18 protein-coding genes are annotated in these 23540 nt (G+C 66.5%); 8 read left to right on the top strand and 10 right to left on the bottom strand.

All coding sequences use genetic code 11. The features are described from left to right. Positions 1-42 precede the first annotated feature (42 nt). The 5 genes from atpD to G9Q80_RS14240 all read right to left on the bottom strand — a co-directional run bounded on the left by atpD (position 43) and on the right by G9Q80_RS14240 (position 5604). Positions 43-1467: a F0F1 ATP synthase subunit beta gene (gene atpD, locus G9Q80_RS14260; RefSeq protein ID WP_088714421.1), complete on the bottom strand. Its 1425-nt coding sequence runs from the start codon at positions 1465-1467 to the stop codon at positions 43-45. A gap of 19 nt (positions 1468-1486) precedes the next feature. Next, positions 1487-2368 (bottom strand): F0F1 ATP synthase subunit gamma, encoded by an 882-nt coding sequence (locus G9Q80_RS14255; protein ID WP_043142497.1) that lies wholly within the window; start codon positions 2366-2368, stop codon positions 1487-1489. Positions 2369-2380: 12 nt separating this feature from the next. Then, positions 2381-3916 (bottom strand): F0F1 ATP synthase subunit alpha, encoded by a 1536-nt coding sequence (gene atpA, locus G9Q80_RS14250; RefSeq protein ID WP_043142500.1) that lies wholly within the window; start codon positions 3914-3916, stop codon positions 2381-2383. Further along, entirely contained in the window at positions 3917-4483 is a 567-nt protein-coding gene (locus tag G9Q80_RS14245; protein WP_043142504.1) for a F0F1 ATP synthase subunit delta, read from the bottom strand. A gap of 380 nt (positions 4484-4863) precedes the next feature. Next, on the bottom strand, positions 4864-5604 hold the full coding sequence (locus G9Q80_RS14240; protein WP_043142507.1) for a methyltransferase domain-containing protein: 741 nt from the start codon (positions 5602-5604) through the stop codon (positions 4864-4866). Between the two features lie 68 nt (positions 5605-5672). Here G9Q80_RS14240 and gloB point away from each other — a divergent pair, with 68 nt between their 5' ends. The 3 genes from gloB to G9Q80_RS14225 all read left to right on the top strand — a co-directional run bounded on the left by gloB (position 5673) and on the right by G9Q80_RS14225 (position 9885). Further along, positions 5673-6434 (top strand): hydroxyacylglutathione hydrolase, encoded by a 762-nt coding sequence (gene gloB / locus G9Q80_RS14235; RefSeq protein ID WP_043142508.1) that lies wholly within the window; start codon positions 5673-5675, stop codon positions 6432-6434. A gap of 149 nt (positions 6435-6583) precedes the next feature. Beyond that, complete coding sequence (clpA, locus tag G9Q80_RS14230; protein WP_043142511.1) at positions 6584-8914, top strand: ATP-dependent Clp protease ATP-binding subunit ClpA; 2331 nt, start codon at positions 6584-6586, stop codon at positions 8912-8914. Further along, entirely contained in the window at positions 8911-9885 is a 975-nt protein-coding gene (locus tag G9Q80_RS14225) for a M23 family metallopeptidase (protein WP_088714420.1), read from the top strand. The genes clpA and G9Q80_RS14225 overlap by 4 nt, the downstream gene beginning before the upstream one ends. A gap of 41 nt (positions 9886-9926) precedes the next feature. Here the strand turns inward: G9Q80_RS14225 and G9Q80_RS14220 are convergent, their stop codons facing one another. The 3 genes from G9Q80_RS14220 to G9Q80_RS14210 all read right to left on the bottom strand — a co-directional run bounded on the left by G9Q80_RS14220 (position 9927) and on the right by G9Q80_RS14210 (position 15276). Beyond that, the gene (locus G9Q80_RS14220; protein ID WP_088714419.1) at positions 9927-13388 is read right to left on the bottom strand and encodes a peptidoglycan -binding protein; all 3462 of its coding nucleotides are present in this window, start codon (positions 13386-13388) and stop codon (positions 9927-9929) included. 3 nt (positions 13389-13391) lie between these two features. Then, the gene (locus G9Q80_RS14215) at positions 13392-14567 is read right to left on the bottom strand and encodes a biopolymer transporter ExbB (RefSeq protein WP_043142514.1); all 1176 of its coding nucleotides are present in this window, start codon (positions 14565-14567) and stop codon (positions 13392-13394) included. 175 nt (positions 14568-14742) lie between these two features. Further along, entirely contained in the window at positions 14743-15276 is a 534-nt protein-coding gene (locus G9Q80_RS14210; RefSeq protein ID WP_043142651.1) for a gamma-glutamylcyclotransferase, read from the bottom strand. Positions 15277-15342: 66 nt separating this feature from the next. On the opposite strand from G9Q80_RS14210, the gene G9Q80_RS14205 reads away from it, so the two are divergent. Together G9Q80_RS14205 and G9Q80_RS14200 are read left to right on the top strand one after the other, a co-directional pair. Further along, the gene (locus G9Q80_RS14205) at positions 15343-16254 is read left to right on the top strand and encodes a DUF2125 domain-containing protein (RefSeq protein ID WP_157903794.1); all 912 of its coding nucleotides are present in this window, start codon (positions 15343-15345) and stop codon (positions 16252-16254) included. A 52-nt stretch (positions 16255-16306) separates the two neighbouring features. Beyond that, positions 16307-17578 (top strand): acetylornithine deacetylase/succinyl-diaminopimelate desuccinylase family protein, encoded by a 1272-nt coding sequence (locus tag G9Q80_RS14200; protein ID WP_088714417.1) that lies wholly within the window; start codon positions 16307-16309, stop codon positions 17576-17578. Between the two features lie 70 nt (positions 17579-17648). On the opposite strand, the gene panC is transcribed toward G9Q80_RS14200, so the two are convergent. Further along, positions 17649-18491 carry a pantoate--beta-alanine ligase gene (panC, locus tag G9Q80_RS14195; RefSeq protein ID WP_088714416.1) on the bottom strand — a complete coding sequence of 281 codons (843 nt, stop codon included), beginning with the start codon at positions 18489-18491 and terminating at the stop codon, positions 17649-17651. After that, complete coding sequence (gene panB / locus G9Q80_RS14190) at positions 18488-19321, bottom strand: 3-methyl-2-oxobutanoate hydroxymethyltransferase (RefSeq protein WP_088714415.1); 834 nt, start codon at positions 19319-19321, stop codon at positions 18488-18490. The genes panC and panB overlap by 4 nt, the downstream gene beginning before the upstream one ends. 183 nt (positions 19322-19504) lie before the next feature. Here panB and G9Q80_RS14185 point away from each other — a divergent pair, with 183 nt between their 5' ends. The 3 genes from G9Q80_RS14185 to G9Q80_RS14175 all read left to right on the top strand — a co-directional run bounded on the left by G9Q80_RS14185 (position 19505) and on the right by G9Q80_RS14175 (position 23525). Beyond that, complete coding sequence (locus G9Q80_RS14185; protein WP_069207918.1) at positions 19505-20974, top strand: ABC transporter substrate-binding protein; 1470 nt, start codon at positions 19505-19507, stop codon at positions 20972-20974. Positions 20975-21240: 266 nt separating this feature from the next. Further along, positions 21241-22635 carry a hypothetical protein gene (locus tag G9Q80_RS14180; RefSeq protein WP_088714414.1) on the top strand — a complete coding sequence of 465 codons (1395 nt, stop codon included), beginning with the start codon at positions 21241-21243 and terminating at the stop codon, positions 22633-22635. Positions 22636-22640: 5 nt separating this feature from the next. Next, positions 22641-23525: an alpha/beta fold hydrolase gene (locus G9Q80_RS14175; RefSeq protein WP_088714413.1), complete on the top strand. Its 885-nt coding sequence runs from the start codon at positions 22641-22643 to the stop codon at positions 23523-23525. The last annotated feature ends 15 nt before the right edge of the window (positions 23526-23540 follow it).

Raw genomic sequence — 23540 nt, 5'->3', positions numbered from 1 at the left:
CAGGCCGGGGGCGCGGCAGGCGCCCCCGAGCGGTGGATTGGATCAGGCAGCCTCGGCGGCCAGTTTCTCGGCCTTGGCGAGCACCTCGTCGATGCCGCCAACCATGTAGAAGGCCGCCTCGGGCAGGTGGTCGTATTCACCGGCAACAACCGCCTTGAACGACTTGATCGTGTCTTCCAGCGGAACCTGCACACCGTCGGAACCGGTAAAGACCTTCGCCACGTCGAAGGGCTGCGACAGGAAGCGCTGGATCTTGCGGGCACGGGCCACGGTCAGCTTGTCCTCTTCGGACAGTTCGTCCATCCCGAGGATGGCGATGATGTCCTGGAGCGACTTGTAACGCTGCAGGATACCCTGAACGTCACGCGCAACCGAGTAGTGCTCTTCGCCCACGATCTGCGGGTCCATCAGGCGCGAGTTCGAGTCGAGCGGGTCCACGGCGGGATAGATGCCGAGTTCCGAGATCGCACGGTTGAGAACCGTGGTCGCGTCGAGGTGCGCAAAGGTGGTTGCAGGTGCGGGGTCGGTAAGGTCGTCCGCGGGAACGTAGACGGCCTGGATCGAGGTGATCGAACCCGACTTGGTCGAGGTGATGCGTTCCTGCATGGCGCCCATGTCGGTGGCCAGCGTCGGCTGGTAGCCCACGGCCGAGGGGATACGGCCGAGCAGAGCCGACACCTCGGAGCCCGCCTGGGTGAAGCGGAAGATGTTGTCCACGAAGAACAGAACGTCGGTCCCGGACTGGTCACGGAACTGCTCGGCCAGGGTCAGGCCGGTCAGGGCGACGCGGGCACGGGCCCCCGGAGGCTCGTTCATCTGACCGTAAACCAGGGCCACCTGCGATTCCGACAGGTTGTCGGGCTTGATGACGTTGGATTCGATCATCTCGTGATACAGGTCGTTGCCCTCACGGGTCCGTTCACCAACACCGGCGAACACGGAGAAGCCCGAGTGCACCTTTGCGATGTTGTTGATCAGTTCCATGATGAGAACGGTCTTGCCCACACCGGCACCGCCGAAGAGACCAATCTTGCCGCCCTTCGAGTAGGGCGCCAGCAGGTCGATGACCTTGATGCCGGTGACGAGGATTTCCGATTCCGTCGACTGCTCCTGGAAGGCCGGGGCCTCGGCGTGGATCGGGCGGTATTCGTCGGCGTTGATCGGCTCGCCTTCGTCGACCGGCTCGCCGATGACGTTCAGGATGCGGCCGAGGGTTGCGTTGCCGACCGGCACCGAGATCGGCGCGTCCGTGTCGGTCACGATCTGGCCGCGAACCAGACCTTCGGTTGCGTCCATCGCGATGGTGCGGACGGTGTTTTCACCAAGGTGCTGGGCCACTTCCAGCACCAGCTTCTTGCCGTTGTTGTCGGTGGTCAGCGCGTTCAGGATTGCCGGCAGGTGGTCGTCGAACTGAACGTCGACCACGGCGCCAATCACCTGGGTGACCTTGCCTTGTGCGTTTGCCATGTTTCGTCTCCGGGTGTCTTTAGAGCGCCTCGGCGCCCGAGATGATTTCGATCAGTTCGTTGGTGATGACGGCCTGACGCGAGCGGTTGTATTCGATGGTCAGCTTGTCGATCATCTCGCCTGCGTTGCGGGTCGCGTTGTCCATTGCGGACATCCGTGCACCCTGTTCCGACGCGCCGTTTTCCAGCAGAGCCGCGAAGATCTGCGTCGCGACACCACGCGGCAGCAGGTCGGCGAGGATCGCCTCTTCGTCGGGCTCGTAGTCGTAGAGCGTGCTTTCGCCCGCATCGTCCGACCCTTCGCTTTCATAGGCGGCGGGGATGATCTGCTGGGCGGTCGGGATCTGCGCGATGACAGACCGGAACTGCGCGTAGAAGATCGTCGCCACGTCGAATTCGCCACCGTCGAACCGGGCCAGCACATCGCGGGCGATGTCCTGGGCATTGCCGTAGCCGATGCGCTTGACCTCGGAGAGGTCAACATGTCCCACGAAGAGATTGCCGTAGTCACGCTTCAGCTGCTCGCGGCCCTTTTTGCCGACGGTCAGGATCTTGACCGTCTTGCCTTCGGCCTGGAGCTTTTCGGCATGGGTCTTTGCCAGCTTCACAATGTTGGTGTTGAAGCCGCCGCAGAGCCCCCGCTCGGAGGTCATGACCACCAGCAGTTGCACGTCCGACTTGCCGGTCCCCGCCAGAAGGCGGGGAGCTGCATCACTGTCACCGACCGAGGCCGCGAGCGACGCCATCACACCATTGAAGCGTTCCGCGTAGGGGCGGGCCGCCTCGGCCGCGTCCTGGGCGCGGCGCAGTTTTGCTGCCGCGACCATCTGCATGGCCTTGGTGATCTTGCGCGTCGACTTGACGCTCTCGATCCTGTTTTTTAGGTCCTTCAGGCTGGGCATCTGATGATCCCCTTACGAGAAGTCGGCGGCGTATTCGTCGAGAACCGCTTTGATCTTGGCTTCGTTGTCACCCTTGATCTTGGGATCTTCGTTGGTGATCCAATCCAGCAGATCCTGGTGCTTGCCACGGACATGGGCCAGCAGGCCCTTCTCGAAACGGCCCACGTCAGAGACCTTGACCTTGTCGAGGTAGCCCAGCGTACCGGCGCAGATGACGACGACGATCTCGGCGTTGGTCAGCGGCGAGTACTGCGGCTGCTTCATCAGCTCGGTCAGGCGCGAACCACGGTTCAGCAGCTGCTGGGTGGCGGCGTCGAGGTCGGAGCCGAACTGCGCGAAGGCGGCCATCTCGCGGTACTGGGCGAGCGACAGCTTGATCGGGCCGGCAACCGATTTCATCGAGTTGGTCTGAGCCGACGAACCCACGCGCGACACCGACAGACCGGTGTTCACGGCGGGGCGGATGCCCTGGTAGAACAGCTCGGTTTCGAGGAAGATCTGGCCGTCGGTGATCGAGATCACGTTGGTCGGGATAAAGGCCGACACGTCGCCGCCCTGGGTTTCGATGATCGGCAGCGCGGTCAGCGAGCCGGCACCGTTGTCCTCGTTCAGCTTTGCCGAACGCTCCAGCAGGCGCGAGTGGAGGTAGAAAACGTCGCCCGGGTAAGCTTCGCGGCCCGGCGGGCGGCGCAGCAGCAGGGACATCTGGCGGTAGGACACGGCCTGCTTGGACAGGTCATCGTAGATGATCAGCGCGTGCTTGCCGTTGTCGCGGAAGTACTCGGCCATCGCGGTCGCGGCGTAGGGCGCCAGGAACTGCATCGGGGCCGGGTCGGAGGCGGTGGCGGCCACGACGATCGAGTAGTCGATGGCGCCGGTCTCTTCCAGCTTCTTCACCAGCTGGGCCACGGTCGAGCGCTTCTGCCCGACGGCGACGTAGACGCAGTACAGCTTTTCCGAGTCGTCCTTGGCCGCGTCGTTGTACGACTTCTGGTTCAGGATCGCGTCGAGGGCGACAGCGGTCTTGCCGGTCTGACGGTCGCCGATGATCAGCTCGCGCTGGCCACGACCGATCGGGATCATGGCGTCGACGGCCTTGAGGCCGGTTGCCATCGGTTCGTGCACCGATTTACGCGGGATGATGCCCGGCGCCTTGACGTCCGCGACGCGGCGCTCGGACGCCTCGATCGGGCCCTTGCCGTCCAGCGGGTTGCCCAGACCGTCGACAACGCGGCCCAGCAGGGCCTCGCCGGCGGGCACGTCCACGATGGAGTTGGTGCGCTTGACGGTGTCGCCTTCCTTGATGTCCCGGTCGGAGCCGAAGATCACGATACCGACGTTGTCGGTTTCCAGGTTCAGCGCCATGCCCATGATGCCGCCGGGGAACTCGACCATTTCACCCGCCTGGATGTTGTCGAGGCCGTAGACACGGGCGATACCGTCACCGACCGAGAGCACGCGACCGATCTCGGCAACTTCGGCGTCCTGGCCGAAGTTCTTGATCTGGTCCTTCAGGATCGCAGAAATCTCTGCAGCTTGGATACCCATTTATCCGACCTCTTTCATTGCATTCTGGAGGGAGTTGAGCTTCGCACGGATCGACGTGTCGATCATCTTCGAGCCCACCTTGACGACAAGACCGCCGATGAGGCTTTCATCGACGGTCGCATTGATCTTTACATCCTTGCCGACCTTTGCCTTCAGCGCGTCCGCCAGCTGGGCCGCCTGGGCATCGGTCAGGGCCTGGGCAGAGGTCACTTCTGCAGTGACTTCGCCTTTTTCCTTTGCGATCATCTCGCGCAGGAGGGTGACCATCTGCGGGACCACGAAGAGGCGGCGCTTGGAGGCCATCAGCCCCAGCACGTTGGTCATGGCCGGCATCAGGCCCATCTTCGAGGCGACGGCCTTGATGGCGGCGCCCTGCGCATCGCGCGAGTAGACGGGGTTCACCAGGAGATCCCGCAGGTCAGCGCTTTCATCCAGCGCGGCAGAGAGATCATCCAGGTTGCCTTCGAGCGTGGGAAGCTCGCCGGCCTCCTTCACGATCTCGAAGACGGCGGTGGCATAGCGCTCTGCGATGCCGGAGGAAATCGATGCTGAGTCAGACACGTCCACCCTTCCGATAGTAAGCCGCCATGTTACGCGCGCCCCGGGTCCGGGGCGGCGTCTGGCAGCGTTTCCATACCTTGACCTGCGTCAAAGCAATCAAATCGTGGCGGATGTAGCAGAGCCTCCCCCACCTCGCAACATGCTTAGGAAAGATAAACGCTTGCGCTAAATGTATTGTTTTCAATGGCTTGGCAAAAACGCCCCTTTTAGTGCGACCTTTCGTGCTCTGCCAAGGTGCCTCAAAGCCACAGTTTTTGCTGCAAATGCACGATTCCCGGGCAGTTTTGGGCGCCTCTGACCGCATTTGCCGCAGGTCACAGAGCCTTTTGGCCCCGGATTTGCCCGCACAGGGCAGAATCCGGTCCCTTGGCGCCTCCGGGGCGGGCTCAGATCGGCTTGGCCTTGCCCGCCGGACTGAGCACCTCCAGCGGATTGAGAACCTTGGCGGCCTCGCCCACCCCGCGGCGCGACGGCGGGTGCCGCTTGGAGGCCTCGACCATCATGACACCGCCCGCCGTCACGGGCACCGCGCGGCCCATGCGTTCCCAGACCGGGCCGGTCTTCATCCAGAACCGGCGGGTCGATGGCGGCTGGTACAGCACCGAGACATGCGCCTCGGGGACGAAGTCATGCCGTTTCAGTTGCGCCTCGAGCTGGCCCAGCGAATAGGGCCGCCCATAGCCGAAAGGCGTGTGATCCGCCCGCGCCCAGATCCCCGCCCGGTTCGGCAGGATGAACAGCGCCCTGCCCCCCGGCCCCAGCACGCGGTACGCCTCGTCCAGCAGGTCCGACGGCCGTTCCGAGGTTTCCAGCCCGTGCATCAGAATCAAGCGGTCGGTATGGCCCGTCTCCAGCGGCCAGAGCGTTTCTTCGCTGAGCACCGAGACATTGGGCATACCGGCGGGCCAGGTCATGACCCCCTGCGGCGCGGGCATCAGGGCAACAACCCTGCGCGCCTCTTTCAGGTAGGGGCGCAGCATGGGCACGGCAAAGCCATAGCCCACCACCGTCTGGCCCTTCGTCTCGGGCCAGAAACGCTGAACCTGAGTGCGCAGGATCTTTTGCGCCGCGCGCCCCAGCGCACTGCGGTAGTAGAAATCGCGCAACACCTGCACATCCAGATGCATTGATACCCCAGCCCCGATGCGCCACTCTGACGATGTGCGCATCCTGACAAAGCCGCGAAGGAAAGACCATGCCCCTCGAGATCGTGACCGTCCCCTGCCTCTCGGACAACTACGCCTACCTTGTCCACGGCCCCGACGGCGTGGCGCTGATCGACGCCCCCGAGGCCGGGCCGATCATCGAGGCGCTGGAGGCCCGTGGCTGGTCGCTGGGCGTCATCATGATCACGCACCACCATCACGACCACGTCGGCGGTGTCGCCGAGCTGCGCGAGAAATACGGCTGCCCTGTCATGGGACCGAAGGCCGAAGTGGACAAGCTGCCGAAACTGGACATGGCGCTGGACCCGGGGTTTTCCGGCGGCACCGGGGATGGCCTCTGCGAGGTGATCGCCGTTCCGGGCCATACGCTGGGCCATATCGCGTATTACTACCCCCGCGGCGGCGCTGTCTTTACCGCCGACAGCCTGATGGCCCTGGGATGCGGGCGCATCTTCGAGGGCACGCCTCAGATGATGTGGGATAGTCTGGAAAAGCTGGCCTCTCTGCCCCCGGAAACCGTGGTATACTCGGGACATGAATACACAACGGCGAATGCCGCATTTGCCCTGACCATTGAACCGGAGAACCAAGCGCTTATCTCTCGCAAGCGGGAGATCGACGCAGCCCGCGCCGAGGGGCGGCCCACCGCACAGGTGCCGCTTTCGGTCGAACTTGAAACAAATCCCTTCCTCCGAGCCACCACCGACAGCGTGAAACGGGCCGTCGGCCTGCCGGGCGGAACGGATGCAGAGGTCTTTGCAGAGGTGCGCGCGCGCAAGGACCGGTTCTGATCACGCACACGGCAGGTTTCGCCCGTTTGTCCAAAAGTGATGCAGGAACCTTGAGAAAAAACTTGAAGAGTGGCCGCAATCGACCAAACTTTAATACTATGAGGCAATGCTGATCCTCACGGATCGGCGCAGACAAGAGGAGCACTCCCGTGCCTTCATTCTCGAACACACTTGAGCAGGCAATTCATTCGGCGCTGGCGTTGGCGAACTCTCGCAGCCATGAATTCGCCACGCTTGAACACCTTCTTCTTGCGCTGATCGACGAACCGGATGCCTCCCGCGTGATGAAAGCCTGCTCGGTCGACACCGAGGAGCTGCGCACCACGCTGGTCGAATTCATCGACGACGATCTGTCGAACCTCGTGACCGATGTCGAAGGGTCCGAGGCGGTGCCGACCGCTGCGTTCCAGCGCGTGATCCAGCGCGCGGCGATCCACGTCCAGTCCTCGGGCCGGACCGAGGTGACGGGCGCAAACGTCCTGGTCGCCATCTTCGCCGAACGCGAATCGAATGCCGCCTACTTCCTGCAGGAACAGGACATGACGCGCTACGACGCGGTGAATTTCATCGCGCATGGCGTCGCCAAGAACCCCGCCTACGGCGAGGCGCGGCCTGTCCAGGGCGCAACCGAGGCCGAGGAAGAGGCGCAGCAGGCCGAGGCCGCCGCCCCCGGTTCGGACAAGGAATCGGCACTGGCGAAATACTGTGTCGATCTCAACGCCAAGTCGCGTGACGGCGACGTCGATCCGCTGATCGGCCGCAATGCCGAGGTCGAGCGCTGCATCCAGGTGCTCTGCCGCCGCCGCAAGAACAACCCGCTTCTGGTGGGTGATCCCGGCGTGGGCAAGACCGCCATCGCCGAAGGGCTGGCACGCAAGATCGTCGCTGGCGAAACCCCCGAGGTGCTGGCGAACACCACCATCTACTCGCTCGACATGGGTGCGCTGCTGGCCGGCACGCGCTATCGCGGCGACTTCGAGGAGCGGCTCAAGGCCGTGGTGCAGGAGCTTGAGGAACACCCCGACGCGGTGCTCTTCATCGACGAGATCCACACCGTGATCGGCGCCGGGGCCACCTCTGGCGGGGCAATGGATGCCTCCAACCTGCTGAAGCCCGCGCTGCAGGGCGGCAAGCTGCGCACGATGGGGTCGACCACCTACAAGGAATTCCGCCAGCACTTCGAAAAGGATCGCGCCCTGTCCCGCCGGTTCCAGAAGATCGACGTGAACGAGCCGTCGGTCGAGGACACCGTGAAGATCCTCAAGGGCCTGAAGCCCTATTTCGAGGAGCACCACAGCGTCAAATACACTGGCGACGCCATCAAGACCGCCGTGGAGCTTTCGGCGCGCTACATCAATGACCGCAAGCTGCCCGACAAGGCCATCGACGTGATCGACGAGGCCGGCGCGGCGCAGCACCTTGTGGTCGCCTCCAAGCGGCGCAAGTCCATCGGCACCAAGGAGATCGAGGAGGTCGTGGCCAAGATCGCCCGCATCCCCCCGAAAAACGTCTCCAAGGACGACGCAGAGGTGCTCAAGGACCTGGAAAACACCCTCAAGCGCGTGGTCTTTGGCCAGGACAAGGCGATCGAGGCCCTCAGCTCGGCGATCAAGCTGGCCCGTGCCGGCCTGCGCGAACCGGAAAAGCCCATCGGCAACTATCTGTTCGCAGGCCCGACCGGCGTCGGCAAGACCGAGGTTGCCAAGCAATTGGCGGACAGCCTTGGCGTGGAACTGCTGCGCTTCGACATGTCCGAGTACATGGAGAAACACGCGGTCTCTCGCCTGATCGGCGCGCCTCCGGGATATGTCGGCTTTGACCAGGGCGGCCAGTTGACCGACGGCGTCGACCAGCACCCGCACTGCGTGCTGCTGCTGGACGAGATCGAGAAGGCGCACCCGGATGTCTACAACATCCTGCTGCAGGTCATGGACCACGGCTCGCTGACCGATCACAACGGTCGCACGGTGGACTTCCGCAACGTGATCCTGATCATGACCTCGAACGCCGGGGCGACCGAACAGGCCAAGTCGGCCATCGGCTTTGGCCGCGACCGCCGCGAGGGCGAGGACACGGCGGCCATCGAGCGGACCTTCACGCCGGAATTCCGCAACCGCCTGGACGCGGTGATCAGCTTTGCACCGCTGCCCAAGGACACCATCCTGCAGGTTGTCGAAAAGTTCGTACTGCAGCTTGAAGCGCAGCTCATGGATCGCAACGTGACCATCGAGCTGACCAAGCCCGCTGCCGAATGGCTGGCGGACAAGGGCTACGATGACAAGATGGGCGCCCGCCCGCTGGGGCGCGTGATCCAGGAGCACATCAAGAAGCCGCTGGCCGAGGAACTGCTCTTCGGCAAGCTGGCCAAGGGCGGTGTGGTCAAGGTTTCGGTCCGCGATGGCGAGCTGTTCCTCGACCTCAGCGGCCCGGACAACCCGCGCCTCGGTTCCAAGAAGCCGCCGCTTTTGACCGCGGAATGACGCACGCGCGCGCCGCCCTTGCGGCCGCGCTGGCCCTGATCTCCTCCGTCCCGCCTGCCGGGGCGGAGGATTTTCGCCTTTCGGTGCCGCTGGATTGCACCCTGGGCGAGACCTGTTTCATCGAGGATTACGTCGACAACGACCCCACGCAGGGCCGACACAGGGATTTCGCCTGCGGCATCAATTCCCGCGACGGGCACAAGGGCACGGATTTTGCCCTGCTCGACTTTGGTGCCATCGGTGAGGGTGTGACGGTTCTGGCCGCCGCGCCCGGCGTGGTCAAACGCACCCGGGATTCGATGCCCGATGACCGGTTGATGCGGGGCGTCACCTCGGAAAATGCCTGCGGAAACGCGGTGCTGATCGATCACGGCGGGGGCTGGCAGACGCTCTATTGCCACTTGCGGCTCGGCTCTGTCTCGGTCGCGCCTGGCGACCTGGTTCAACCCGGTGATCCGCTGGGCCTTGTCGGCCTCTCGGGGCAGACGAACCACCCCCATGTGCACCTGACGCTCCTGCGCGACGGCCAGGTGGTCGACCCTTTCCGCCCCGAGGCCACGGGCACCTGCGGCGATCCCGGCCCGTCTCTCTGGACCGAACCGCCCGCCTATACAAGGACGGGCCTCGTCACCGCCGGGTTCTCGGATGCGGTGCCGACACTGCAGGCGGTGGGCGACGGCTCTGCCCGGCGTCCAACCCTGGGCCCGGACGAGGCGATGGTCGTCTATGCCCACCTGGGCTACGCCCAGCCCGGCGACGTCCTGACGCTTTCAGCGGAAAGCCCTGCCGGGACCGACCTGTTTCGCCGCGCCATCACGTTGGACAGCGACCAGGCCAGCCAGATGCGGGCCGTGGGTCGCAAGGCCCCTCCCTCGGGCTGGCCTGCCGGGGAATACCTGGGCCGTGCCAGGCTGACCCGCGACGGCAAGGTCATCGCCCATCGCTTCGCACATGTGACCGTCTCGAACTGAGCGCGACGCAAGCGCGTTGCAACGCACTTGCCGCCCGGAGATCAGCGTTCCGTCAGTTTCAACTCGATGCGCCGGTTCCGCGCCCGCGCCTCCGGCGTGTCCGCGGGATCGATCGGCTGGAACTCGCCAAACCCGTTGGCGGACAGCCGGTTGGGCGGAATGTCGTAGTTGTCGATCATGTCGCGCACCACGGACAATGCCCGCGCCTGGCTGAGCTCCCAGTTGTCGGCAAAATCTCCGCCCGGACGAATCTTCTGGCTGTCGGTATGACCGTCCACCCGGATCACCCAATCTATGCCCTGAGGAATGTCCCCGGAAATGTCGCGCAGGATCTGCGAGACCTTCTCGATCTCGCGCCGACCTGCCGCCGAAAGATCGGCCGACCCCACCTCGAACAGCACCTCTGACGAGAACACGAAACGGTCACCCTCGATCCGGATGCCTTCGCGGTCGCCCACGACCGCGCGCAGCTTGCCAAAGAACTCGGAGCGATAGCTCTCCAGGTCCTTCTTCTCGGCCTCCAGCCTTTTGGCCCTTTCTTCCTCAAGCTTGCGCTTTTCCTCTTCAGCCTTGCGGCGCGCCTCTTCGGCCAGGCGGCGGCGCCGTTCTTCCTGCGCCACACGCGCGATCGCCGCGTTCAGTTCCGACCCGAGGTTCTGCAGCCGGACCTCGGCCGCCGCGTCGCGGGCCTTGGAATCATCCAGAAGCGCCTGCAGCTCGCTCAGTTGCCGGCGCAACTCGGCCACGTTCTGGTTCAGCGCCTCGACCTGCAGTTCGGCCTTGGTCGCGCGTTCCTCCGTCAGGGCCAGCTTTTCACGCGCCGTGTTGAGCAGGATCTGCCGCTCCTCGACCTCGTCCAGCCGCGCGTCCAGTTTCAGTTCCGCCGCCTCCTGCGCGGCAAGGGCCGCGGCAAGCCGGTCGCGTGTTTCATCAACCGTCGTCTCCGCGGCCATGCGCGCGGCCAATGCGGCGGCCAGCTTTTCCTCCAGCGTGCGGGTGTCGTCGCTCTGTTCGGCGGCCCGGGCCTCGGCCTCGGCCAATTGCTGGCGCAACTCGGCGATCACCGCATCGCGCCGCGCATCACGGGACCGCAAGGCATCCAGCTCCGAGGCAATCCGGTCGATCCGGGCCTTGAGCAGGTCCAGTTCCGCGTCCTTGGCCGCCCCCCGGCCATCCGCCTCGGCCAGCCGGCGGCCAAGGTCCGCGTTCTCGGCTTCCAACGAGATGACACGGGTCAGGCCCTGTGCCGCGCGCGCCTGCGAGGCCTCGAGCCGGGTGCGCAGCTGCGCCAGTTCACCGCGAAGCACCTCCAGCTCGGCGGCCTCGGCGGTGCGGTCCTCGGCCCGGGCCTCGGCCTGCGCCAGCTCCTGCTGCAGGCGGGCCATCTGGGCGTCGCGCTCGCTCGCGCGGGCGCGGGCCGCATCGAGGTCCGCCGACAAGCGCGTGTTCGTCGCCCGCAGCGCGGCAACCGCGGCATCCTGCTGCGCCGCCTCACCGCCCAGCCGGGCCAGGCGCGCCGACAGATCGGCATTCTCGCTTTGCAGACGGTCGATCCGGTCGCCGCGATCCTCGACCCGTTTCAGGGCCGAATCCAGCTGCGCCTGGACCTGGGCCACCTGCCCGCGCAGGCCTTCGATCAGTTCCGTCCGCTCGGTCACACGTCCCTGAGCCTGGGCCAGTTGCGCCTCCAGCGCGGCCACCTGGTCCTGCAACGAGGCCACGGCGCCGCGCGCATCGCCCACGTCCCCCCGCGCGCGCGTCAGCGCGGCGTCCAGCCGGTCCCGTTCTGCCCGCAGTTCGGCCAGCGCCGCGGCGCGATCATCAGCCTGCCCCTCGGCCGCCGACAGGTCCGAGACCAGCGCTTCGTTGCGCGCCCGCAGCGCCTCCAACTCGGTCCGGAGCGCCTCTGCCTCGGCCAGCCGGGCCAGCGCCTGGGCCAGTTGCGCGGAAAGATCCGTCAGCCGCGAGGCGCGCGCCGCGGCCTCGGCCTGCGCGTCCTTCAGGGCACGTTCGGCCAGGGTGCGTGCCGCCGTTTCCCGCGCCAGCGCCTGTTCGGCGTCGCGCTGCGCCTTCAGGGCCTCGGTCAGGTCGCCGCGCAGCTCCGCAAGGCGGCTGTCGGTCTGCGCCCCCTGCGCCCGTGCATCGGCCAGCGTTTCCTCAAGCTCCGAGATCCGGGCCAGCGCCGCGTCGATGCGGCTTTGCAGGGCGCGCGCCTCGCGCTCGCCATCGGCAAGCGCCACGGCCAGTTCCTCGTTCAGCCTGGCCTCGTCCTGCCGTGCCAGCGACAGGGCCGCCTCCAGCTCGGTGATGCGGGCCAGCGCCGCATCCACCTGCGTCTGCAGCGTTGCGGGCGGTGCCTCGGTCGGGCCAAGCCCGGCGGTCAGTTTCTCACCGGCCTTTGCGGCCGCGTCCAGGTCCGCCTCCAGCCGGGCGATGCGCGCCGTCGCGTCGTCGATCCGGGCCTTGAGCCGCTGCGCCTCCAGCGCGCTTTCATCCCGCAGGTCGGCCAGTTGCGCGGTCAGGCGGGTTTCGTTCCGCCGCGCCTCGGCCAATTGCGCCTCCAGCGCGTCGATGCGCGCTTGCAGGTCGTCACCTTGCTGTTGCCGGGCAAGCAACGCCGCCGCCAGTTGCGCGTTCAGGTCCTTTTCCGCCTCTCGGGCCGCCGCCAGCAGGGTCAGCGTCTCCTCGGCCCGGGCGCGCTCCTGTTCCAGGGCCAGCGTCATGGCGGTCAGCTCCGCATCCGCCTCTTCCAGCCGCTTGCGAAGGGCGGCAGCCGCCTCTGCCTCGGCCAGCTTGGCCTGTTCCTCTGCGGTCAGGGCTTTTTCGGCCTCGTCGAGATCGGCGGACAGCGCGGCGATGCGCGCGTCACGGTCCGCGTTACGGGTGCGCAGATCGGTGATCAGCGCCTCCATCGCCTCGCGCCGGGCGGCGGCCAGCCTGGCGGCTTCCGCCTGTTCGTCGATCTCGCTTCGGGCCGTGGCAAGCGCGGCGGTCAGCGCATCGCGTTCGTCGGTCAGTTCGTCGCGTTCTTCGGCCAGGGCGTCGCGGGCGACGGTCAGGTCCTGAACCTCGTCGCGCGCCGTGTCCCGCTCCAGCAACAGGGTGGCCACGCGCTCTTCGAAGGTCGCGATGCGGGCGGCAGCGGCGGCAAGCTGATCCGCCTGCCTGTCGCGGGTGGCGGTCAGGCTGTCGATGATGGTCTGCTGTTCGGCCAGTTGCAGGTCACGGTCGCTCAGCGTCGAGGTCATGCGGCCCAGTTCTGTTTCCAGCCGCGTTGCGCGGGTGCGTTCCACGCCCAGCGCCTTGGACAGGGCCGTGATCTCGGCGCTGAGCGTGTCCAGTTCGCTTTCCTGCCCCGAGATCGTCTCGTTCAGCACGAACTGCATGACCATGAAGATCGACAGGACAAAGGTCAGCACCAGCAGAAGGCCGGTCATCGCATCCACGAAACCCGGCCAGATCGAGGCCTGAAAGCGCGCACCTGTGCGTCGCGACAGGGCCATGCGTCACCCGTCCCCGCGGGGCCGGCTATTGCGGGTCGTGCCCAGCGACCGCGACAGCGCCGCAAGGTCGGTCCGCAGTTCGGCCATGCTTTCCTGCCGGCCCGCGCTGATTTCCTCGAGGATGCGCAGCATCTGCACGTCGATGGACCTCAGCCGCATTCGGCTTTCGGCATCCAGCCCCTCGTCACTTTCCTTTTCCCGGATCGCCTGCGCCAGCAGCTCCTGCCCCTCGGCGATCCGCGCCAGCGACGAGGCAGAAGGCGATGTCGCCTCGATCCGCTCGGTCAGGCGCTCGACGCTGTCGGCCAGTTGCGCCAGCCGCGTATCCACTTCGGACCGGCCCTGTTCCGCCTCGGCGAAGAGGTACTGAAGGCGGTCCATCTGCTCGGCCATCTGGTCCAGCACCAGCCCCGCCGGGCCAAGGTCCGGCCCCTCGCCATCGTGGGAAAAGCCCAGCCGGGTGATCGACGACAGCCATTCCTCAAGCTCGCGGTAAAAGCGGTTCTGGCCGTGGCCCGCGAACAGCTCCAGCAGGCCGACGACCAGCGAACAGGCCAGGCCCAGCAGCGAGCTGGCAAAGGCCACGCCCATGCCACCCAGCTGCCCCTCCAGCCCCGACATCAGGCGGGCAAAGGCGGCGGTGCCGGTTTCGCCCTCCTGCGGGGCAAGGCTCTGGATGGTTTCGACCAGCGCGGGCACCACGGTGGCCAGCCCGTAGAAGGTGCCCAGCAGGCCCAGGAAGATCAGCAGGGACACGATGTAACGCGTGATCTCGCGCGCCTCGTCGATCCGCTGCGCCACGGAGTCGAGGATCGACCGGGTCGAGGTCGCCGTGATCTGCATCCGCTTGTCCCGGCGCGACCGCAAGAGCGCGGCCAGCGGTGCCAGCAGGCGCGGCGGCGTGGCCCGCACGCCCTGGTCGCCCCGCGCGGTGAACCGCTCGATCCACTGGACCGAGACCATCAGCTGCGCCACCTGCCAGAAACAGGCCAGCACACCGACCACAAAAACGATCAGGATGAAACCGTTGAGATAGGGGTTCGACTGGAACACCGGCAGAACGCGCGGCAGGGCCAGAAAGCCGCCAAAGCCCGACAGGCCCAACACCGCCAGCATGAGGACCACCTGGCGGAAGGGCTGGCTGAAATGTGGCTCGGCCTCGCGGTCGGGCTGGTCCATCGGACACCTGACACTTGTTCTCTCGTGCTATACCTAGGGGTTTAAGGCCACAGAGCCAAGAAGTTATGAACAATTCCGCCGTCGCGCCGGGAAAAGCGGCGCTTTGCGCAACAGTTGTCCCGAGGCCGTCAAAGCTGCGTTCACAGCGGCCCGACCAAGTGACCGCCTGCCTCCGCTAGTTGTCCCGCGACAGCGCCTTCACCTCGCGCACCAGCCAGTGCAGATCGGCGTCCGGGACGCCGATCTCGTCCAGGTGGGCGGCGGTATTGTACAGGTATTCCGTGTTCGGCCCGCGCCCGCCATGCGCCCGCGCGATCAGCCGCGCCTGTTCTTCCAGCGGCAGGTGGCAATACTGGACGTGATGCGGGTCGATCACATAGGCCACCGCCTCGACATGGCGCCCGTCGGTCAGGCTGAGTTCCAGCCGTTTTTCCAGGTAGGCCGAGGACACCAGTTCACGTTCGCGCAGGTAGGCCAGCGTCTCTTCCTCGCTGCCCGGTGCGGCGCGCAGGGCCAGCCCGTCGCAACTGGCGCCGTCCTGCTCGTCCAGGGCCAGCACCAGCCCCGGCTTTTCCTCGGTGCCGCGATGGTGGATCGAATACATGCAGAAACTGCGCGCATAGCCATAGAGCCGCGCCTGCACCCGTTCCGCCACCGGAAACCCCGGGTTCCAAAGAAGTGAGGCGTATCCGAACACCCAAAGCGTCATCATTCTGGTCCTTCCCGCTGGGCGCCTGTAAACACGATCGGGTGCGGCAGGAAAAGGGGGGCACGCGTGGCACGTTGGATCTTTGCCGTGACCTTGGCGCTGGGGCTGGCCTGGTCGGGGCTCTGGCTGACCTCCTCCCGGGCCCTGAAAGCGGACATTGCCGACTGGTTCGAGGCACGGCGTGCCGAGGGCTGGCAGGCAGAGTATTCCTCGCTGACCGTGCGCGGCTTTCCCAGCCGGCTGGACGCCACGCTGAACGATGTCGTGCTGATGGACACCGCAGGCGGCATCGGCTGGCAGGGGGACTTCTTTCAGGTGCTGGGGCTGACCTACCGGCCCGGACACCGCATCCTGGTCTGGCCCGACAGCCAGACCGTGACCCTGCCCTCCGGCCCGGTCACGGTGCAAAGCGCCGGCCTGCGTGCCTCGCTGATCCACGATGCCGAGGACGTGATCCTGCGCGCCAACCTCGAGGCGGACACGTTTCGGCAGGGCAACATCTCGCTGGCCGACCTGCGCATCGGGCTGCTGGACGTGGCGGGAACGCCGGGTCTCTACCGCCTGGGAATGAGCGCCGGATTCGCGGGAACGCCGGCGGACAACGGGCTTGCCCTGAGGGCCGAGATCACCTTTGACCGGGATTGGCAGCTCGACAGTCTTGCCGGGGCCATGCCGAAACCGGCAAGGATCGACCTGCGTCAGGGCAGCTATACGACCGGCGGGGCCCAGCTGGACGCCACCGGCCTGCTGGAGATCGACGCGCAGGGACGCGCCAAGGGCAAACTGGCGCTCACCGCAACACAGTGGCCCGCCCTGGTGGACAGCGCCCGCCGGTCCGGCCTCATCCCCGCCACGCTGGCGGACACACTTGAGCATGCCAGCGAAGGCCGTCGCGACCTGCCCCTGGTCTTCGACGCGGGTCAGGTCACGCTGGGGGATACCCCCTTGGGCAAGGCACCCCGCCTGCACCTGCCCTGAGCGCGCGCCGCGCCCCCTTGCGCCGCCGCGCCAAGCGGCAGAGACTTCGCGCATGACAGATTCCCTTTTCGCGCGGATCGACGCCGCACGCGACGACCTGATCGCGCTGACCCAGGCCCTTGTCCGCCTGCCCACGCTGAACCCGCCGGGCCGGCACTACCGCGAGATCTGCGAGCTCTTGCAACAACGCCTTGCGCCATCGGGGTTCACCTGCGAGCTGATCCGGGCAGAGGGCGCGCCCGGCGACAGCGACCGCTACCCGCGCTGGAACGTGATCGCCCGCCGCGAGGGAACGCGCCCCGGCCAATGCGTGCATTTCAACAGCCATATCGACGTGGTCGAGGTCGGCAACGGCTGGACCCGCGATCCCTTTGGCGCCGAACTGGACGGCGACCGGATCTATGGCCGGGGCACCTGCGACATGAAGGGCGGGCTGGCCGCCTCGATCATCGCCGCCGAATGCTTCATCGCCGAATATCCCGAGTATGTCGGCGCCATCGAGATTTCCGGCACCGCGGACGAGGAAACCGGCGGCTACGGCGGCGTCGCGCACCTGGCCCAGCTTGGTTATTTCTCGCCCGACCGGGTGCAGCACGTCATCATCCCCGAACCGCTGAACAAGGACCGCATCTGCCTCGGCCATCGCGGCGCCTGGTGGGCCGAGATCGAGACCAAGGGAGAGATCGCGCATGGCTCGATGCCCTTTCTCGGTGATTGCGCCGTGCGCCACATGGGCGCGGTGATGCAGGCCTTCGAGGACCGGCTGTTCCCCGCCCTGACCACACGCGAAACCGCCATGCCCGTCACGCCAGAGGCCGCGCGGCAGTCGACGCTCAACATCAACTCGGTCCACGGGGGCGAGCCGGAACTGGAAGATTTCACCGGCCTGCCCGCGCCCAACGTCCCCGACAGCTGCCGCATGGTGATCGACCGCCGGTTCCTGGTCGAAGAGGCCTATGACGAGGTGCGCGGCGAGGTCATTGCCCTGCTCGAAGACCTCAAGGCACGCCGCCCCCGGTTCGATTACGCGATCCGCGACATCAACCGCATCGACCCTTCGATGACGGCGCAGGACGCCCCGGTGGTGACAACCGTGGCCGAGGCCATCGCCGACGTGCTGGGGCAGGCGCCGGATTACGTCGCCTCGCCCGGGTCCTACGACCAGAAGCACATCGACCGGATCGGGCGCTTGCAGAACTGCATCGCCTACGGGCCGGGGGTGCTGGAACTGGCGCACAAACCCGATGAATGGGTCGGCGTCACGGATATGTTGGACAGCGCCAAGGTCATGGGCCGCACGCTGGAAAAACTGCTGTTGCCCTGAGGCGCAACGCGAATGGGACGGTGGGCGGGGCGCCTTTCGCGCAAAGCGCGAAACAGCGTCCGCCCGCCGGTCACACCGCGATATTGTCGATCAGACGCACCCCGGCCAACCAGGCCGCGACCAGCAAGCGCGCGGGCCGCTCGGGACGCTCCAGCAGCGACAGGTCGTCATTGGCCCGCAGGTCCAGGTATTCCACCTCAGTAAAGCCCGCCGCCGACAGCCGCGCCTCTGCCGCCGGGCGCAGATCCTGTGCCGTGCGTCCGCCACGCAGCCCCTCGGCCATCTCTTCCAAAGCCTCGTTCAGGGCCGCCGCCCGCGCCCGTGCCATGTCCGACAACAGCAGGTTGCGCGAGGACATGGCCAGCCCGTCGATCTCGCGGATCGTCGGGCAGCCCACGATCTCGGCGGGAATGTTCAGATCGGCCACCAGCCGCCGCACCACCTGCAATTGCTGCCAGTCCTTCTCGCCGAAAAAGGCCCGGTCAGCGGCGGTCTGCAACAACAGCTTGGTGACAACGGTCGCCACCCCGTCGAAATGCCCGGGCCGGTGCGCGCCGCACAACACGTCGGTCAGGCCGGACACGGAAACACCCGTCGCAAACCCCTGCGGGTACATCTCGTCCCCGTCAGGCACAAAGATCGCATCGACGGCAAAGCGCTCCAGCTTGCGGGCATCGTCATGTTCGGTACGGGGGTATTTCTCGTAATCCTCGCGGCTGTTGAACTGCCGTGGATTGACGAAAATCGTCACGATCACCCGGTCGCAGCGTTCCTTGGCCGCCGCGACAAGGCTCAGGTGGCCGTCGTGCAGCGCGCCCATCGTCGGCACCGCGCCGATGGTGTCGCCCGCGCGATGCCAGCCGTCGGTCAGCTGGCGCAGCTCGGCGACGCTGCGGATGATCGGCGCGATCATGCCTTGCCCTCCGGCGCGTCGTCGCCAAAGACATGTTCCGGCGCGGGGAAGCTCCGCGCGCGCACCTCGCGCGCATAGTCGGCAATCGCCGCCTCGCCGTCCGCGCCCAGGGTCGCATAGCGTTTCACGAATTTCGCCTTGAAGGCCGTGAACAGCCCCAGCATGTCGTCCACCACGAGGATCTGCCCGTCACAGCCGGCGCCCGCGCCGATGCCGATGGTCGGGATCGGCACCGCCTGCGTCACCGCATCGGCCAGCGAGGCCGGCACCTTTTCCAGAACCACGGAAAAGGCCCCCGCCTCGGCCACCGCACGCGCGTCGGCCATCAGGGCCTCGCCCGCCGTGCCGCGCCCCTGCACCTTGTAGCCGCCCAGCGTGTTGATCGACTGCGGCGTCAGCCCGATGTGGGCCATGACCGGGATGCCCCGTTTCACCAGGAAGGCAATTGTCGGCGCCATCTCTACCCCACCTTCCAGCTTGACCGCGCCCGCGCCGGTTTCGGCCATCAGCCGCGCGGCGTTGCGGAACGCCTGCTGGGGGCTTCCCTCGTAGGATCCAAAGGGCATGTCGATCACCATCATGGCGCTCGATAGGCCCCGCGCCACCGCCTGGCCGTGCAGGATCATCATCTCCATCGTCACGCCCAGGGTCGAGGGCAGCCCGTGCAGCACCATGCCGACGCTGTCGCCCACCAGCACGAAATCGCAATGCGCGTCCATCATCTGCGCCATCGGCGTGGTATAGGCCGTCAGGCTGACCAGCGGTTCGCCGCCTTTGCGGGCGCGGATATCCTCCGCCATCGGCGCTGTCTTCTTCGCGGTTGCACTCATCGCCTGGGCCTCCTCCCTGAGCGTGGCGCAAGGACCGGGCAAGGCCCGGCGCCCCTCGCGCAACAAAGTTGCGCACCCACCTATCATTTGCTGCAACGCAGAACCAGAGGCCATTTGCAGCCCGTGCTTGAACCGCGCCCGGCAAAGCGCAACACTCGGGTCCAAAGCAACAGGGGAAACGACATGACCTTCCGCCTCACCCTCGCCGCCGCCCTTCTGGGCGGGACCGCGGCGCTCGCCCAGCAGACCGACCTGACCATCGCGATCCAGCTGGAACCGCCGCACCTTGACCCGACCTCTGCCGCGGCCGGGGCGATCGACAGCGTGCTCTATTCCAATGTCTTCGAAGGTCTGACCCGGTTCACCGGCGATGGCGCCATCGTGCCGGCGCTGGCCCGCTCATGGGAGATTTCGGACGACGGGCTGACCTATACCTTCCACCTCGCCGAGGGTGTCGTCTTTCACGACGGCACCACCTTTGACGCCGAGGACGTCAAGTTCAGCCTCGACCGCGCCCGGGCCGAGGACAGCACCAATGCGCAAAAGGCCCTCTTCTCCGACATTGCCCAGGTCACGGTGATCGACCCGGCCACGGTCGAGCTGTCGCTGAACGCGCCCAACGGCAACCTGCTGTTCAACCTGGCCTGGGGTGATGCGGTCATGGTGGCCCCCGAAAGCATCGAGGACATCCAGCAAACCCCCATCGGCACCGGCCCGTTCAAGTTCGCGGAATGGCGCAAGGGCGACAGCGTGCGCCTGGTCCAGAATGCCGACTACTGGGGGGATGCCCCCTACCTGACAGAGGCCACGTTCAAGTTCATCTCGGACCCGACCGCTGCCTTCGCCGCCATGATGGCGCAGGACATCGACGTGTTTTCCGGCTACCCCGCGCCCGAGAACCTGCCCCAGTTCCAGGCCGACCCGCGTTTCCAGGTGCTGCTGGGCTCGTCCGAGGGCGAAACCATCCTGGCAATGAACAACAAGCAGCCGCCCTTCGACAATCCGAAGGTACGCGAAGCGGTGGCCCATGCCATCGACCGGCAGGCGATCATTGACGGCGCCATGTTCGGCCTGGGCACGCCCATCGGCACGCATTTCGCGCCGCACAACCCCGACTATGTCGACCTCACCGGCCTGTCGCCGCATGACCCCGACCGCGCGCGCATGTTGCTGGTGGACGCGGGCTATGCCGAGGGGTTCAAGACCACGCTGAAACTGCCGCCGCCCTCCTACGCGCGCCGCGGCGGAGAGATCATCGCCGCGCAGCTGCGCAATGTCGGGATCGAGGCCGAGATCACCAACCTGGAATGGGCGCAATGGCTGGAGGAAGTGTTCAAGGGCAAGGGCTTCGGACTGACCATCGTCAGCCATACCGAACCGCTCGACATCGGCATCTACGCCCGGCCCGACTATTACTTCCAGTATGACAGCGAAGAGTTCCAGGCCCTGATGACGACCCTGAACGCCACCACCGACCCGTCGGCACGGTCGGACATGCTGGCCGAGGCGCAGACGCTGATCGCCCGGGACTACGTCAACGGTTTTCTGTTCCAGCTGGCCTTCCCCACCGTGGCCGATGCCCGGATCGAGGGCCTGTGGATCAACCAGCCGACCCAGGCCAACCCACTGGCGCAGGTGCGCTGGACGCAGTGACCCCGGGGCGCGCCTTGTCGGTGACAGGGCGCGCGCCTTCGGGGCATCGTGAAACGGCAAGGTTCCGGCCTTTCCGACGATGGATTTCCCCGATGCCGATTTTCAGATTTCTCTGCCTGCTCCTGCTTGCCCAACCCGCGTTTGCCACAACGATCACGCCGGATCGCGGACCGACCTGCCGCGACTGATCTGCAACAGCCTGGTTCGCAGCCCGCCGTGCCGCATGTTAGGCTGAACCGATTTCCCTGCATCCGGACCCATTGCCAATGCCCGCCACCCGCCATTTCCTCCGCCTCACGGCCCTTTTGGCCCTTGCCCTGCTGGCCTGCACCCTGTCCCCCGCCGCCCGCGCGGCCACGGTCGCCGTGGGCAGCACCCCCTGCACCTTCACCCTCGACGGGCAGATCACCGGCGGCGAGTACGAAACCCTCGTGGAGTTTCGCGGCGAGGAATACAGCTGGCTCGCCGCGGGGTTCGACATCGACCCCGTGCTCTGCCTGAACAGCGAGGGTGGCAGCCTGACCGAGGGCATAAAAGTCGCCCGGTTCGTCTATGACCAGGGCGTCCAGACGCGGATCGGCGACGGCGCGCGCTGCTATTCCATCTGCGCGATCATCTTCATGATGGGCAACAAACACGCCGGCCCCACCTCGATCGAGGAAAACCGCATCCTGCATGTCGGCGGCGACCTGGCCTTTCACAGCCCTTCCATCACCATCGACGACGGCGGGCAATACAGCTCGGACCAGATCAAGCGCGCCTACACGCTGGGCATCGAAAGCATCCTGAGCCTTGTCGAACTGGCCAATTCCCCGCGCGTCTTCGAGGCCGGCGCCATGATGCACCCGGACCTGATCGGCAACCTGCTGGCCACGCCGGGGACCGAGCTGTTCCACCTGCGCACCATCGAACAGGCGCTGATCTGGGACATCGGGCTGGAAGGGCTGGACGGCCCCCTGCCGCAACTGGCCGTGCAACGTCAGATGGCCTGCGAAACCGGCCTGCTGCGCGGCTTCCGCCAGCCCAGCCGGATCTACGACGGCCACGGCGGCGGCAGCGTCAAGGTCATGTCGGAAACCGTCTTCGACCTCGCGCCGCTGCCCGACACGGACACGGACCGCATCCTGTGGGACTACGACGCCGCCGATGGCCAGGACACCGTCTACGGCTTTCGCTACAGCGCCCTGCCGATGGAATGCCGGGTCCGCATCGACGGGAACCGGGTCGAGGTCTGCGGCTATGACAGCAACTATCGCATCACCGTCGGCGACTGCGAGGATGACATCTTTGTCACCCTGCCCCCCTACGCCCGCTATCACCCGGTGAGCGAGATCAAGGCGATCAGCACCAGCGGGCTGCAGGCAGACGCCCTGCGCAGCGCCCGCTGCACGCTGCGCGACACCTCGGGCGCCGTGCTGCGGGACGCACCCTGCACCCAGGCCGTCGACCTGGTCGACAACCCCGACCGCGACACCAGCCTGCACCGGCTCTACTGGCCCGGCGGCGCCCCCACCCGGGTCGAGATCGCGGTGCACCAGGTCTACGAGGACGGGCCGGACATCTACCGTGTCGACGGCGCGCTGGCCGAACCCCACGGCGACGACAACACCTGCCTGCTGATCCCCGGCCGGGCAGAGATCCTCTGCGTGACCGGGGGCTAGGCGCCATGCTCCGCAACGACATCCCCGGTTTCACCGCAGACAGCGCCGCGCTTGACGGCACGCGAATCGCCTATGAACGCGGCGGCAGCGGACCACCGCTGCTGATGCTGCACGGGTTTCCCCAGACCCGCGCCATGTGGGCCGAAGTCGCCCCCGCCCTCGCCCGTGATTTCACCGTCATCTGCCCCGATCTGCGCGGCTACGGTGAAAGCGACAAGCCCCCAGGCGTCGCCAGCTACAGCTTTCGCAACATGGCGCGCGACCAACTGGCCCTGATGCGCCACCTCGGCCATGAGAGCTTTCACCTGGTCGGGCACGATCGCGGCGCACGCACCGCGCATCGCCTCGCGCTCGACGCGCCCGGGGCGGTGCGCTCGCTGACGGTCATGGACATCGTGCCCACCCACCACCTGCTGACCGAACTGACGCACGATGTCGCCAAGGGCTATTACCACTGGTTCTTCCTGGCCCAGCCAGAACCCTTTCCGGAAACCATGATCGCCGCCGACCCCGAAGGCTTCTACACCCGCTGCCTGCTGGGCTTCGGCAAGGCCGACCTGTCGGATTTCGCTCCTGCCCAGCTGGACGCCTATCGCACCGCCTGGGCCGATCCGCAGTGCCGCCGCGCCATGAACGACGACTACCGCGCCGCGATCGAGATCGACCTGCACGACGACGCCGAGGACCTCGACCGCCGCGTGACCTGCCCGGCGCTGGTGCTCTATGGCGCCGAGGGGGCAATGGCGCGGGCCTACGACGTGCCCGCCACCTGGGCCACCCGGCTGGAGAACATGGCCGCCCGCACGATCCCCGGCGGGCATTTCTTCATCGACCAGTCCCCGGCCGAGACGACAGAGGCGCTGCAGACCTTCCTGTCCTCGCTGGACTAGGCGGCCCTCAACCCT

This window comes from Mameliella sp. LZ-28 (assembly GCF_012274245.1).
GTDB classification, from domain to species: domain Bacteria; phylum Pseudomonadota; class Alphaproteobacteria; order Rhodobacterales; family Rhodobacteraceae; genus Antarctobacter; species Antarctobacter albus.
The sequence above is the reverse complement of the archived record's forward strand: the minus strand, read 5'-3'. Positions and strand labels throughout refer to the sequence as shown.